Annotated in this window: 12 protein-coding genes and 1 pseudogene; 4 read left to right on the top strand and 9 right to left on the bottom strand. The window is 64.1% G+C overall.

The window, feature by feature from the left end; translation table 11 throughout:
- Both JHD07_RS09675 and JHD07_RS09670 read left to right on the top strand, forming a co-directional pair.
- Positions 1–276 (top strand): annotated as a pseudogene (locus JHD07_RS09675) (hypothetical protein); the annotation flags it as partial.
- Positions 277–425: 149 nt separating this feature from the next.
- Complete coding sequence (locus JHD07_RS09670) at positions 426–1,517, top strand: helix-turn-helix transcriptional regulator (RefSeq protein ID WP_291621423.1); 1,092 nt, start codon at positions 426–428, stop codon at positions 1,515–1,517.
- A 425-nt stretch (positions 1,518–1,942) separates the two neighbouring features.
- Here JHD07_RS09670 and JHD07_RS09665 read toward each other — a convergent pair whose 3' ends face one another.
- From JHD07_RS09665 to JHD07_RS09635, 7 genes are all read right to left on the bottom strand, one after another.
- On the bottom strand, positions 1,943–2,638 hold the full coding sequence (locus JHD07_RS09665; protein WP_291621421.1) for an ABC transporter ATP-binding protein: 696 nt from the start codon (positions 2,636–2,638) through the stop codon (positions 1,943–1,945).
- On the bottom strand, positions 2,631–3,365 hold the full coding sequence (locus JHD07_RS09660; protein ID WP_291621419.1) for an ABC transporter ATP-binding protein: 735 nt from the start codon (positions 3,363–3,365) through the stop codon (positions 2,631–2,633). Before JHD07_RS09660 ends, JHD07_RS09665 begins: the two co-directional genes overlap by 8 nt.
- Positions 3,352–4,434, bottom strand: coding sequence for a branched-chain amino acid ABC transporter permease (locus JHD07_RS09655; RefSeq protein ID WP_291621428.1), 1,083 nt, complete (start codon positions 4,432–4,434; stop codon positions 3,352–3,354). The genes JHD07_RS09660 and JHD07_RS09655 overlap by 14 nt, the downstream gene beginning before the upstream one ends.
- 83 nt (positions 4,435–4,517) lie before the next feature.
- Positions 4,518–5,735, bottom strand: a complete 1,218-nt coding sequence (locus tag JHD07_RS09650) for a substrate-binding protein (RefSeq protein WP_291621417.1) — start codon at positions 5,733–5,735, stop codon at positions 4,518–4,520.
- A gap of 2 nt (positions 5,736–5,737) precedes the next feature.
- The gene (locus JHD07_RS09645) at positions 5,738–6,595 is read right to left on the bottom strand and encodes a branched-chain amino acid ABC transporter permease (RefSeq protein ID WP_291621415.1); all 858 of its coding nucleotides are present in this window, start codon (positions 6,593–6,595) and stop codon (positions 5,738–5,740) included.
- Positions 6,596–6,631: 36 nt separating this feature from the next.
- Positions 6,632–8,146 carry an amidase gene (locus JHD07_RS09640; protein ID WP_291621413.1) on the bottom strand — a complete coding sequence of 505 codons (1,515 nt, stop codon included), beginning with the start codon at positions 8,144–8,146 and terminating at the stop codon, positions 6,632–6,634.
- A 168-nt stretch (positions 8,147–8,314) separates the two neighbouring features.
- The gene (locus JHD07_RS09635) at positions 8,315–9,499 is read right to left on the bottom strand and encodes a substrate-binding domain-containing protein (protein ID WP_291621411.1); all 1,185 of its coding nucleotides are present in this window, start codon (positions 9,497–9,499) and stop codon (positions 8,315–8,317) included.
- Positions 9,500–9,677: 178 nt separating this feature from the next.
- Between JHD07_RS09635 and JHD07_RS09630 the strand changes: the two genes are divergently transcribed.
- Entirely contained in the window at positions 9,678–10,121 is a 444-nt protein-coding gene (locus JHD07_RS09630) for a MarR family transcriptional regulator (protein ID WP_036042586.1), read from the top strand.
- Between the two features lie 10 nt (positions 10,122–10,131).
- Positions 10,132–10,701, top strand: a complete 570-nt coding sequence (locus JHD07_RS09625) for a response regulator (RefSeq protein WP_291621407.1) — start codon at positions 10,132–10,134, stop codon at positions 10,699–10,701.
- Here the strand turns inward: JHD07_RS09625 and JHD07_RS09620 are convergent.
- Positions 10,652–12,178 carry a PAS domain-containing protein gene (locus tag JHD07_RS09620; RefSeq protein ID WP_291621405.1) on the bottom strand — a complete coding sequence of 509 codons (1,527 nt, stop codon included), beginning with the start codon at positions 12,176–12,178 and terminating at the stop codon, positions 10,652–10,654. The two genes, JHD07_RS09625 and JHD07_RS09620, sit on opposite strands and share 50 nt — an antisense overlap.
- Positions 12,179–12,419: 241 nt before the next feature.
- Positions 12,420–13,587: SEC-C metal-binding domain-containing protein (locus JHD07_RS09615; RefSeq protein ID WP_291621403.1), on the bottom strand; the 1,168-nt coding region annotated here is incomplete at its 5' end.

The raw sequence follows: 13,587 nt of genomic DNA, 5'->3' as shown, positions 1-13,587 counted from the left end.
CCACCCACGGCAGCGTCGCGGCTCAAGGCCGCCGTCACGAGATTCGTGCCGGGACAAGACAAGAAGGATGCGGCGAAGGACGCGCCGAAGCCGGCTGTTGCCGCCGCCAAGCCGGCAGAACCGCCAAAGCCGCAGCCCGACACGCGCCTCGCCCAGACGCGCCCGCCGCTGAAGCCGTCGCTGAGCGATGGCGCGGGCGAAGCGACGCAGATCATGGGCGCCGCGCCGGTGGTGCCATCGAACTCGTTCGAAAGCCGCTTCGGGGCGGTGAGATAGGGGCGTCGGTCCCGCAGCGAGGGCTCTCCGCACAATTTAGTCATCGGTTGGTTCCCTCGAGGAACCGGCGCGACGCTGGTTGTGCCGGATTGCTCACCCGGATCACCCAGCTATAGTTACGGCGCAACCTCTTTGGCGCTGCGTATTAAGTGGATTTGGGTATCGATCATCTGATTGACCGCATCTACGAGGCCGGGCTCATACCGTCATTGTGGCCCGAGGTCCTCCATGAAATCGGCAACGCCATCGGCGGCAATGGCGGACTGCTTTTCGCGGTTCGCGACGGCTATGTGAGCGGGGTCAATTCCGTCAATCACGACCAGACCATGCCTCGCTTCTTGCAGGAGGGATGGAGCGAGCGCGATCCGCTGCTGCCCCGCGCCGCCGCTCTCAACTACGCCGGCTTCCTGAACGATGGAGACCTTCTATCGGAAGAGGAGATCGCGACCAATGACGTGTACTGCAATTTCTACCGCAGGCACGGCATCGGCTACCGGGCCGGAACTCTCATTCCAATACCGAGCGGCGATTCGATCGCGATCGTCATGCCGCGGCACCACGACAACGGACCGGTGCCGCGCGACGTCGTCTTGTTCCTCGATGGCTTGAGGCCTCATCTGGCTCGGGCGTCCCTGACTGCAAACCGCCTTGGATTCGAGCGCGCACGCGCGCAAGCCGATGCTTTGCAGGCCATTGGGCTGCCGGGGGCGATACTGCGCGAACGAGGCAAGTTACTCGCGGCGAACGGCCTGTTCGAAGCGCTGATGCCGTCGCTGTTCCAGGACCGCGCAGATCGGTTGACTTTGACCGATGTCACTGCCGACGGATTGTTCTCGGCGGCGCTGGGGCGCTCGTTCGTGGGCAACGGCCCGACCGTCAAATCCCTCGCCATCGCAGCGGCGATCGATCGCGTACCGATGGTGCTGCATGTCGTCCCGGTGCGCGGATCGGCACGCGATATCTTCACGCTGGCCACCTTCATGCTCATCGTCACACCCGTCGATCGCGGCGCGGTCCCGAGTGCGGAAGTCCTGCAAGGGTTGTTCGACCTGACGCCGGCAGAGGCCCAGGTCGCGCGTGGCGTTGCCCAGGCCGGATCGATCGATGCACTCGCGGTCAGACTCGGTGTGACGCGCGAGACTGTGCGCACGCAGCTCAAAGCCGTGCTTTCGAAGACGGGCCTTTCCCGTCAGCAGGAACTCGTCAGCTTGCTCGCTGGCAAGGCATTGCAGGGCGGCTAGACCCATCTCCCGTCCCGCATCGCCCTTGCTCTCGATGGCCCAGACCGGACTTTGCCTTGGAATCTCTTTCACCCAAATGGGTGAAGACAGCGGTCGGACCGCTGGGTTGAAGTTGAATCCGGTTGGATGAAGGGCGAGAAGCGGCAACAATGGTCAGACCGGAGTTTCCGACATTCGAAGTGACTTTGGTGCAGCGCAAGCGAAGATGGGCCTGGAGCGTCTGCACCAGCCAAGGAGCGGTCGTGGTCCGGGGGCGGGAATCAAGTCGATCTGCCGCAAAGTACCGGGCCGAGCGCGCACTTTTCATGCTGCTTCTGACCGCGCCCTATTGGTCGCGACTTCCCGCATAATCGCGACGTACCGGACGCTCCGCTTTTGCGGAGCATGACTGCTGAGTTCGCCGTGAGACGTCTCGGGCGCATCGGTTACGGCGCCAGATACCGCATCAGCTCCGGATTGCCCCTCACCTCCCCCGCCTGGCCCTGCAGTGCGACGCGGCCGCGGTCGAGCACATAGGCGTAGTCGGCGACGCGCAGTGCGAGATCGAGGTGCTGCTCGACGATGATGACGGAGATCTCCTTGGCGAGCTCGATCAGGCGCTCAGTGATCTCCTCGATGACGCCGATCCAGACGCCCTCGGTCGGCTCGTCCAGCAGCAGCAGTTTCGGATCGCCCAGCATGGCGCGACCGATCGCGAGCATCTTGCGTTCGCCGCCGGAGAGCGTGCCGGCGGGCTGGTCGAGCCGCTGGCCGAGCTTGGGGAAGATGGTCAGCACGTGATCGACCGCGTCGGCCTTCTTGCTCGCGAGCGAGCCGACCGCGAGATTGTCGCGCACCGACAGGCGCGCGAACACCGAATGCTCCTGCGGCACGTAGCCGATGCCGGCGCGCACGCGCTCCTGGGTGGCGCGGCGGCTGATGTCGCGGCCATCGAAGGCGACCTCGCCCTTCCAGGCCGGCAGCTCGCCGACGATGGTCTTCATCAGCGTGGTCTTGCCGGCGCCGTTGCGCCCGAGGACGGCGACGCCGCCGCGCCAGGGGATGCCGAGCGTGACGTCGAACAGGACCTGGCTGCGACCATAGCCGGCGTCGAGATGCTTGATGTCCAAAAATTCAGGCACGGCGCAGATAAATCTCCTGGACGGACGGATTGGCCTGGATCTCCGGCACCGTGCCCGACGCCAGCACCTTGCCCTGGTCCAGCACGGTGAGGCGATCGCAGATGTCGCGGATGAAATCGAGGTCGTGCTCGACGATGACGAGCGAGCAATGCTGCTTGATCGGCTGCAGCAATTCGCCGGTGACGCGTCGCTCCTCGAGGCTCATGCCGCCGGTGGGCTCGTCGAGCAGCAGCAGCTTCGGCTTGCCCGCGAGCGCCATCGCGATCTCCAGCCATTGCTGCTGGCCGTGCGACAGCGCCGCCGCCGCCTCGAAAGCGCGGTCGGCGAGGCGGAACTGGCTCAGCATGGTCATGACCTGGTCGTGCAGCGCGCCCCGGGTACGCGAGAACACCAGGTCGAACAGCGAGGACTGCGCCTGCAGCGCGAGCAGGATATTGTCGTACAGCGTCAGCGACGGCAGCACGGAGGTGATCTGGAACTTCAGGCTCATGCCGGCGCGGGCGCGCTCGGTCGGCGTGAACGCGGTGATGTCGGTGTTAACGAAGGAAACCTTGCCCTGCGTCGGCACTTCGGCCCCCGCAATGCACTTCATCAGCGTGCTCTTGCCGGAGCCGTTGGGGCCGATCAGGCCGTGGAATTCGTTCTCGCCGACGGTGAGCGCCGCGCCGTCGAGCGCGGTCAGCTTGCCGAAGACCTTCTTGATGCCGGCGGCCTCAAGGAGCGGCATCGCGCTTCTCCTTTGGCTTCGCGCCGAAGCTGCCGACCCGCTCGCGCTCGCCAAGGACGAAGCTGATCAGGCCGAGCGGGCGGAACAGGATCACGAGCAGCAGCAGCAGACCGAGGATGATCGGCCAGATGTCGCGGTAATTGTCTGAGAGCCAGAAGCTGACGCCCTCGACGATGATGGCGCCGATCACCGCGCCGATCAGCGTGCCGGAGCCGCCGAACAGCACGTAGAGCACCACCTGCGTGGAAACCACGACGCCGACCATGTTGGGCCAGACGAAGCCCTCGTGAAAGGCATAGAGGCTGCCGGCGAGGCCTGCGACGGCGCCGCCGATGGTGAAGATGATCGCTTTCAGATGCTGCGCCTTGTAGCCGAAGAAGGCGATGCGCTGCTCGTTCTCACGGAGCCCTGCGAGCGCCAGACCGAATTGCGAGCGCACCAGGAAGCGGCAGAGCAGATAGACCACGACGAGGATGCCGAGCACGAGATAATAGAACGCCGGGCCTTCCGTGAAGTCGTATGACCCAAGCGACATCGGCGCGATCGAGGGGATGCCGTTCTGGCCGCCGAGATAGTACCAGCCGCGCGCGAGGCGATCGGCGGCGTAGGACCCGGTCAGCGTGCCGAGCGAGACGAAGATCACGCTGGAGGGATGCCGCCCCAGCAGCAGGAAGCCGCCGAGCAGCAACGCGAAGGTGAGGCCGATCAGCGTTCCCGCCGGCAACACGAGGAAGATGTTGGTGACGTTGAGGTCGCGCGCGAGCAGCGCGACGCCATAGCCGGCCGAGCCGAAGAACAGTGCCTGGCCGAAGCTCATGATACCGGCATAGCCCCAAACCAGGTCGAACGACAGCGCGAACAGCGCGAGGATGATCACGCGCGTCGCGAACACCGTCAGATAGTCCTGCAGCACCAGCGGCGCGAGCAACGCTGCGACGAGCACGACGCCCTCGACGATCGGCAGGATTTTTCGTGTCGATCGGATCGGCGCCGCTGCGCCGCCACCGGCCATTGCGACGTCCGCCTCTCCGCCGATTTCGGCGGAGATCGCCCGCTTTACTGCAGTCATGGATTTCAGCGTCTCGATTTTGGCATCGTAGGGCGGCCCGCCTGGTCGTGGTTCGCCTCTCCCCAGCGGGGAGAGGGTGAAGATCAGCATTCCTTGGGATCGACGAGGCCGTTGCTGCGCGCGACGATCTCGTAGTTTCCGCCCTTGGCGACGGCGGTGTACATCTTCATCTTGCAGTGCCGCTTGCCCGGCACCATCTCGGCCGACCCACCCGGACCTTCGGCGATCTTGGCATGGTCGAGCGCGGCGGCGACCGATTCGCGATCGATCTTGCCGGCTTCCTTGACGGCGGCCTCCCACAACTTGAGGCCGCGGTAGGTGCCCGTGGCAGCGCTGCCGGCCGCAAACAGGAAGTTGCCGGGGAAATCCTTCTCGTAGGCCGCCTGGATCTTGGCGTCGAACGGGTTCTCCTTGGTCAGCACCTTGAAATAGTCGAGGCAGCTCGCGAGCCCCTCGTTCTCGGCGGCCTGGTTGATGTTGAGCGTGTTCTCGTCATAGTAGACGCAGGCGAGGCGCCCGCCGTTCTTGAGGAAGCCGGCTTCATAGAGCTGCTTGAAGAACGGCCCGACGCCCGGCGGAATGACGGTGTTGAAGACGACGTCGACCTTGTTGGAAATGATGCGGTTGACGGTCGAGGAGAAATCGACCTGGTCGAGCGGATAATACTCCTCGAACACGACCTCGCCGCCGTTCGATTCGATCACCTTGCGGGCGTAGACGTTGAGCGTGTGCGGCCAGACATAGTTGGCGCTCGGCAGCGCGAACTTCTTGCCGCCGTTCTTGATCAGCCAGGGAATGAACTCGTCGCATTGCTGCGCCGGGGTCGGTCCGGTGCAGAACAGATAGGGTGTGCACTCCTTGCCCTCGTAGAGCTGCGGATAGATGTAGAGCGTCTTGCCGCGCGCCACGATCGGGTCCTTGATCGCATTGCGCATCGAGGATGTGATGCCGCCCAGCACCATGTCGACCTTGTCGCGCTGGATCAGCTTGCGCACGTTGCCGACGGCGACGGATTCGTTGGAAGCGGTGTCCTCGATGTAGAGCTCGAGCGGACGGCCGAGCAGGCCGCCGGCGGCGTTGATCTCCTTGATCACCATTTTCGCGACGTTGGCGTCGGCGTTGCCGGCATAGGCGATCGGGCCGGTGAGGTCGGTGGCGATGCCGACCTTGATCGGGGCCTCGGCGGCGTTAGCCCAGGGCGCCGGGATCACCCAGCTGCCGACGCCGGTTGCGACCGCACCGGAGGCGAAGGCGAAATTGGAGAGGAAACGGCGGCGTGAAAGCTGCGTGCGATCGAACATGACTAAACCCCTTTTCCAGCGATGAGGCCCTGCGGGCGGAATTTGATGAAGACGATGGCGAGAACGAAGACGAGGACGTCGGCGACGACCGGCGCCATCACCCAGGGCAGCGCGGCGCTGAGCGTGCCGATGACGCCGGCACCCGCCACCGGACCGATGAAGGAACCAACGCCGCCGACCATGACGGCGACGAAGCCCTGGATCAGGAAGCGCAGGCCGAGATCGGCATAGAGACTGAACACCGGCACGATCAGCGCGCCGGCGAGGCCTGCGAGCGCCGAGCCGAACGCGAAGGTCGCGCCGTACATCAGCGGGGTGGAAATGCCCGACGCGCGCGCCAGCGACGGGTTCTCCAGCGTGGCGCGCATGCGCAGTCCGAAATTCGTTCGCGACAGCAGCAGATAGCAGCCGCCCATCACCAGCAGCGTGATGACGATGATGGTGAAGCGCCAGGCCGAAATGTGCATGGCGCCGATGTCGATCGAGCCGCCGATCGGCTCGGGCACGGTGAGGTAGAAGCCGCCGATCAAGCCGCGGACGGCTTCGCGGATGATCAGGCCGAGCGCATAGGTGCCGAGCATGGCCACGATCGGCGCGGCATAGAATCGCCGGATGATCAGCGCCTCCAGCACGAAGCCGAGCGCGCCGACCACGAAGGGCGCCGCGACCATGCCCGCCCAGATCGGCAGGCCCTTGGCATAGGCGAGATAGGTGATGTAGGCCCCGAGCAGCACGAACTCGCCCTGCGCGAAGTTGAAGATGCCCATCATGCTGGCGATGATCCCGAGCCCCAGCACGATCAGGACGATGATCGCGCCGAAGCTCAGGATCTCGAACGCCGCGACGAACGCGTTAGCCATGCGTTGCGTTTCCGACGAGTTGCAGCAAAGCTTTCCTCACATCTTCTTCCAGTCGCCGATCTGCTCGAAGGCATGGGCGGCGCGGTAGATCGTGGTTTCCTCGAACATGCGGCCGACCAGCATCAGGCCGACCGGCAGGCCGTCGACCATGCCGCAGGGCAGCGACATCGCCGGATGATGGGTGATGTCGAACGGCGCGGTGTTGGAGATCATCTCCAGCGCGCGGGCGACATATTCCTCGCGGCTGGCATTGGGCTCCGGCAGCTTGGTCGCCTTCATCGGCGTCGTCGGCATCAGGAGCAGGTCGTAGTCCCCAAACGCCTTGTCGTAGGCGGCCGTCAGCCGGCGCGAGATGTTGAGCGCCTTGCCGTAGAAGCGCGGGCCGAAATTGTTGTTGATGTAGGTGCCGAGCAACATGAACAGCTTCGTGGTCTCGGACAGCGAGTCGGCCTGCCGGCGCCAGCCGCGATGGAAATCCATCAGCGAGGTCGAATAGAGGTCGCCGCGGCTGAGACCGTAGCCGTCGCCGAACATCATGGTCTGGGTCAGGCCTTCGGTGCCGATCGGGGTCCAGATCGCGCCGCCCAAAAGGTGCATCGGGATCGAGACGGTCTCGACCGTGGCGCCGAGGTCCTTGAAGCGCTTCGCAGCCTCGCGCACGCTTTCGTTCACCGCCGCTTCCGCAGTCGGCTGCTCGAAGCCTTCCTTGACGATGCCGATCTTCATGCCCTTGACGCCCTGGCCGAGCGCCTTGGTGTATTCCTCGACCTTCGGGGCCTTGATGCGCGGATCGTAGCCGTCGTCACCCGCGAGCACTTCGAGCAGCAGCGCATTGTCTTCGACCGTCGCCGTCATCGGGCCTGTATGGTCGACATAGATCTCGATCGGCATGATGCCGGTATAGGGCACGAGGCCCCAGGTCGGCTTCATGCCGTAGGTGCCGCAGAACGAGGACGGCATGCGGATCGAGCCGCCCTGGTCGCCGCCGATCGCCATATCGACCTCGCCGAGCGCGACCACGACGCCCGAGCCCGACGACGAGCCGCCGGCCGAATAGCCCATCTTGTGCGGATTGTGTACCGGACCGTAGGAGCCGGTGTGGCTGCCGCCGGACAGGCAGAAATGCTCGCAATGCACCTTGCCCTTGATCTCGGCGCCGGCATCCAGCATGCGGGTGACGATGGTGGCGTCGAAATCGGGCACATAACCTTCCAGCGTCGACGAGCCGTTGGTCATGGGCACGCCGGCCAGCATGATGTTGTCCTTCAACGCGACGGTTTTGCCCTTGAGCTTGCCGCTGGCGGCGCCCTTCACGGTCGACTTGCGATACCAGGCATTGCGCGGGTTCTCCTCGGCCGACGGCCGATAGCCCGGCGTGCGCGGATATTTCACCTCCGGTAGCTCGTCCGGCATCGTGGCGACCAGATTGTAGGCTTCTATCGAGCCCTGCATCAGGCCGCGAAACGAGGTGACGTCGTCGTCGGTGAGCGAAAGGCCGCACTGCTCGGCGACACTGCGAAGCTGGGCTGGTGTGGGAAGGGCAACTGTCACGGCGCTCTCCTTGGAAGGCTTCTTGATCCCTGGCGTTTGGACGGAAGCCGCTCGCTGGCGCCCTGCACGGCGCGGGCCAACCGGCTTCACGAGGTTACTAGAGACGGAAATATTTTCCTTTTCAAGAATTATTTCGCAAGGTCGCTGCGGCGTATCGGCGGGCGCCGCTCAGAGCGTCCTGAGGATCCTGAAGTCGAGCCCGTCGGCCTCGGCGAGATACATCGGCATCTCGGCGCGGCCGTCGCGCAGCGTCACCGGACCGCGGCCGGCCGTATAGACCGTGTTGCGCGCGGCCTCGAGCAGCGGACGAAAGGCGAGCGAGCCGGCGCGGTTGGCCACCGACTCCAGGAAGCGCAAGCCCTCATAATTCGACTGGCCGACGGAGCCGACCGGCGGCGCGTTGGCGCCGAACATGGCGTGGTAGCCGCTGAGGAACTCGTCGTTGGCGCGCGAGGCCATGCAGTTGAAATAGCCGGACGCACAGAACAGATTCTCGGTGTTGTCGGCGCCGATGCCGAGCAGCACGGTCTCGTCCATCGCGCCACCAAGCCGCAGCGTCGACGTCGCAAGGCCCGCTTCGGCGAAGGCGCGGTTGAAGGTGATGCTGTCGGTGCCGATCAGCGAGATCAGCACCACGTCGGGCCTCGCCGCACGGATGCGCGCCAGGTGCGGCTCGTGATTGTCCTCGCCGACGGGCACGAACTCCTCGCCGACGACCTGCCCGCCCGCCTCCTTGATGTAGCGTTTCACGGCGCGATGCGACTGCCAGGGCCAGACATAGTCGCTGCCGATCAGGTACCACCGCGCCGCCTTCTTGACGTCCGCGAGCCAGTGGATCGCGGGCCGGCTCTGCCAGCGCGGCGTCTCGCCGATCGCCATCACGCCCGGCGTACACTCGCCGCCTTCGTAGACGGGGGTATAGATGTAGGGGATGCGGTTGCCGGTGACCTTGCGCAGCGCGACGCGGACCGCGCTGATATGCGAGCCCATGATCAGGTCGACCTCGTCGAAGGCGATCGCCTGCTCGGCGCGACGCACCACCTCCTCGATCGGGCCGCCGGAATCGTAGATCGACAGCTCGAGTTCGCGGCCCAGAATGCCGCCGCGCTTGTTGATCTCGGCCACCGCGAGCATCGCGCTGTTGGTGGAGCTCGGCCCCCATATCCCGGGCGAGCCGGTGAAGGTGAGGAAATTGCCGATGCGCAGCTTGTTGCGCGCGCCGCGGCGCTTCATGAAATGGGTGTCAAATGGCGACAGGTCGAAATCCGCCGCCGATGACGACAAATTCCTGAACAGCAAGGACGGCGGCAACGCCGAGCCGCCGTGAGCCGGGAAGTTCACCGTCGCGCGCACGCCAACTCCTGTCTGGGACCAGACCGAAAGCACATTCTTCGAGCGGCCGCGGCTTCCGCCCTTTTGTTAGGCAACTATCCTATTTTGAAAATATTGAATATTCAAGAATTGAAGTGCATATAGATGCAGCATCGATTGCAAGACATTCACTCATTTGGGTCAAGGCGAAGTCTCAGCCGTGGCAAAACCGCCGAAACAAAATTCCCCGATCACCGAACACCTCGCTTACCTGCTCGCGCAAGCCAACCGGGAAATCAACCGGCAGCTCGAACTGCGGTTGAGTAAGGAAGGGGTCCCCGTCGAGCAATGGCGTATCCTGAAAGTGCTGTCGGACGGCAATGGCCATTCGATGGGCGAGCTCGCGGACGCCGTGCTGCTCAACCATCCGACGCTGACGAAGATGATCGACCGCATGGTCTCCGACACGCTGGTCTATCGCGTGCAGGACCCGAACGACCGCCGCAAGGTGCTGATGTTCATCTCCGACCGCGGCAAGGTGCTGTGCAAGAAGCTCAACTCGCTGGCGGTGGACCAGGAGGAGCACATCCTGGAAAGCTACGGCGACAAGCCGACGAGCGAGCTCAAGCGGCTTTTGGAGAGCCTGATCGACAGTTCCAATTGAGCTTGTCTGATTGAGCTTTGCGCATGCTTTCCGGCCCTTGGCCGCGCCGGCATCACGGGAACCAAAGACGCAACTTGGGGTTATTCCCGGCTCGCACGGCCGTGGAGAACATGTCCGCCAAGCCGATCCGGATTGTTCAACCGTTACGACGGCGCCAATGACACCCTCCGTATTGATTGTCGAAGACGAAATTTTCGTCGCCAGCGACATTGCACGCATCCTCGAAGACGCGGGCTACCGGGTCGCGGCCATCGCGGCGGATCGCAGGGAAGCGTTGGAGGCAGCACCCCAGGCGCAGATTGCGCTGGTGGACGTCAACCTCAGGGACGGCTTGACCGGGCCGCAGATCGCGGTGGACCTCGCGCGGGATTACGGCACCAAGATCGTGTACGTCACGGCAAATCCTGCGCAGATCAAGCCGAGGGCTGGCACCGCGATCGGCTTCATCCGCAAGCCGTTCAGTGACGAAGCCATCCTCACGGCAGTCCAGCACGCCGCCGGCGCGACCAAAGCGGTCCACTCGGCGGACGTCACGTTCTTTGCAGGACCGGACGGCTCATCGACGTCTTTGGGATCCTAGCCTCGACCTGAAGGCCGTCGGGATCCCAGGTGTAAAAGACCTTTCCACCGAGCTGATTGGACATGCTCAGGTTGATCAGCCGCGAGCCGAAGCCTTCGTTGCGCGGCGGCTGCTCAAGCTTGGGACCGCCGCGCTCGATCCACTCGATCGCGACGTCGTCATCCGCTTCGCGAATGTCGATGACGACCCGGCCGTCGAACGTCGAGAGCGCACCATATTTGGCGGCATTGGTCGCAAGTTCGTGGAACGACAGCGCCAGCGGCGTTGCAGAGCGATCATCGATCCGGAGATCGTCGCCCTTGATCGAAACCCGCTCGGTCCCGGATTGGTAGGCCGACAGCAACTGCTCCAGGAGACCCTTGAGGGTCGCCTGAGGCGCGAGCGGCTGTGACCGTGCGCTATGCGGCCGGACGAAATCGTGCGCCTTGCCGAGCGACATGATGCGCGCACGCAACTCGTCGGCAGGCCCCTTCAACTCGGGATGGCTCCGCGTCGACAGGCCAATCAATCCGTTGATGACCGAAAAGATGTTCTTGATGCGATGGCTCAGCTCCTGGCTGACCATCTCGCGCTGCTCCATCAGCAGCTTCTGCTCGTGAATATCGGTGCAGGTCCCGAACCAGCGGGTGATGTTGCCGTCGGAATCCCGGATCGGCAAAGCCCGTCCGAGCGTCCAGCGGTATTTGCCCTCGGCGTCGCGCAGGCGGTACTCGATCTCATAAGGTTCGCCGGTCCGCAGCGCATGCCGCCAGCGTTCCCAGGCTCGCTCCTGATCCTCGGGATGAAACATCCCGTTCCAGCCCTCGCCATCGGTGGACCCTTCGGGCATGCCGGTGAACTCGTACCATCTGGCATTGTAGTAGTCGTGATGGCCGTCCGGCAGCGTCGACCACACCATCTGCGGCATGGTGTCTGCAAGAATGCGAAACTTCTGCTCCGTCTCTGATAGCGCCTGCTTTGCAACCGCCTCGTTGGCCGCCTGAAGCTTTGTCTTGCGGCGCGAACCGAGCACAGCCATGACTTGGGCTGCCATGACCCGCAGTCCCTGCGCCTGCAGCGGTGTCAGGCTGGCCCGAGGAGCGCGATCGATGACGCAAAGCGCGCCGAGGGGAAATCCGTCATCGGCCACGAGCGGCGCCCCGGCATAGAACCTGATGAACGGCTCGCCGATCACCAGTGGATTCTCGGCAAACCTCGGGTCAAGTGTCGCATCGGGCACAACCATGAGATCGGGCTGCAACATGGCATGCGCACAGAACGACGATTCGCGCGGCGTTTCGCAGAGATCAATCCCCTGCTTGGCAAGAAAGCGCTGCGTCGTGTCTTCCACCACGCTGATCAGGCAGATCGGCGCGTTGCACAGCGCCGCGGCGAAGCCGGTCAATTCGCCGAACGCGGCGACGTCGGCTGCATTTGTCAGGTCGTGCGCTGCGAGCACCGCAGACCGGGAAGGCAGAGAATAGTCCGCAGATGTCATGAAAAATTCGGTCCGGCGCGATTGCATCTGTCATCGAGCGCAATCGCATCGAAGCACTCCCTGCGGTCTTCGCAAACGCGAATTCGAGGGAGCAACGATGGACTACCTGCCCGTGAACCCGCCGGGGCGTCCCCGCCAAGGTCACCTATCTATAATAACATCTGTTAAAAGCGGTTCCGCCGACATCCTCTTGCCAGGGCCGGCGCCGCCACGAAATGTTCCGCGGCGGCGCTGGATACGGCTAAGCATACCGCCCGTGGCAGTGCTTGTACTTCTTGCCGCTACCGCACGGGCAATCCTCGTTGCGGCCGATCTTGCCCCAGCTGGCGGGGTTCTTTGGATCGCGCAGCGACGCGTCGGTGGCCTGGGTGCCGAGCGAGACGCTGGCGAGCGCCATCTCGTCTTCGCCGGTATTCGGATCGAACTTGTGCGCTTCCATGGGCGGCAGCACGGGGGCTTCCTGCTCCGGCGGCACGATCTCGACCCGCATCAGCTGGGCCGTGACGGCCTCGCGCAGATGAGCGCTCATCTCCTGGAAGAGGTTGAAGGCTTCGGTCTTGTATTCCTGCAACGGATCGCGCTGGCCGTAACCGCGCAGGCCGATGACCTGGCGCAGATGGTCGAGCATGATCAGGTGCTCGCGCCAGAGATGGTCGAGCGTCTGCAACAGGATGGTCTTCTCGACGTAGCGCATCACGTCGGGCCCCCATTGCGCAACCTTGGCGGCCATGTGCTCGTCGGCCTTGGTCTCGATGCGCGAGAGCAGCTCCTCGTCGGCGATGCCCTCTTCCTTGGCCCATTCGTCGACCGGCAGGTCGAGACCGAGCACGCGGTTCAATTCGTCCTTGAGCCCGGCGACGTCCCACTGCTCGGCATAGGCATGCTCGGGCACGTGCTTGGCGACGAGGTCGTCGATGAAGGCATGGCGCATGTCGGCGACGGTCTCGGCCACGCTCTCGTCCTTCATCAGCTCGATGCGCTGATCGAAGATCACCTTGCGCTGGTCGTTCTGGACGTTGTCGAACTTGAGCAGGTTCTTGCGGATGTCGAAGTTGCGGGCTTCGACCTTCTGCTGGGCCTTTTCGAGCGCCTTGTTGATCCAGGGATGGATGATGGCCTCGCCCTCTTGCAGGCCGAGACGCTGCAGCATGCTGTCGAGACGGTCCGAGCCGAAGATGCGCATCAGATCGTCTTCCAGCGACAGGAAGAACTTCGAGCGGCCGGGGTCGCCCTGACGGCCGGAACGGCCGCGCAGCTGGTTGTCGATGCGGCGGGATTCGTGGCGCTCGGAGCCGATGATGTAGAGGCCGCCGGGCTTCTTCACGGTCTTGGCGGGCTTGCTCCCCTTCGCCGGCTCGATCTCGACGGTCTCCTCGGCCTTCAGCACGATGTCGCGGAAGTGCGCGATA

The sequence above is a fragment of the Bradyrhizobium sp. genome, assembly GCF_016462955.1.
In the GTDB taxonomy this organism is placed as follows: Bacteria; Pseudomonadota; Alphaproteobacteria; order Rhizobiales; family Xanthobacteraceae; genus Bradyrhizobium.
This window is presented reverse-complemented; position numbering and strand designations above follow the sequence as displayed.

Coding starts and splice junctions, on each gene's coding strand:
- JHD07_RS09645 (WP_291621415.1), bottom strand. CDS start 6,595: ATGGCTAACGCGTTCGTCGCGGCGTTCGAGATCCTGAGCTTCGGCGCG.
- JHD07_RS09650 (WP_291621417.1), bottom strand. CDS start 5,735: ATGTTCGATCGCACGCAGCTTTCACGCCGCCGTTTCCTCTCCAATTTC.
- JHD07_RS09655 (WP_291621428.1), bottom strand. CDS start 4,434: ATGACTGCAGTAAAGCGGGCGATCTCCGCCGAAATCGGCGGAGAGGCG.
- JHD07_RS09660 (WP_291621419.1), bottom strand. CDS start 3,365: ATGCCGCTCCTTGAGGCCGCCGGCATCAAGAAGGTCTTCGGCAAGCTG.
- JHD07_RS09620 (WP_291621405.1), bottom strand. CDS start 12,178: ATGACATCTGCGGACTATTCTCTGCCTTCCCGGTCTGCGGTGCTCGCA.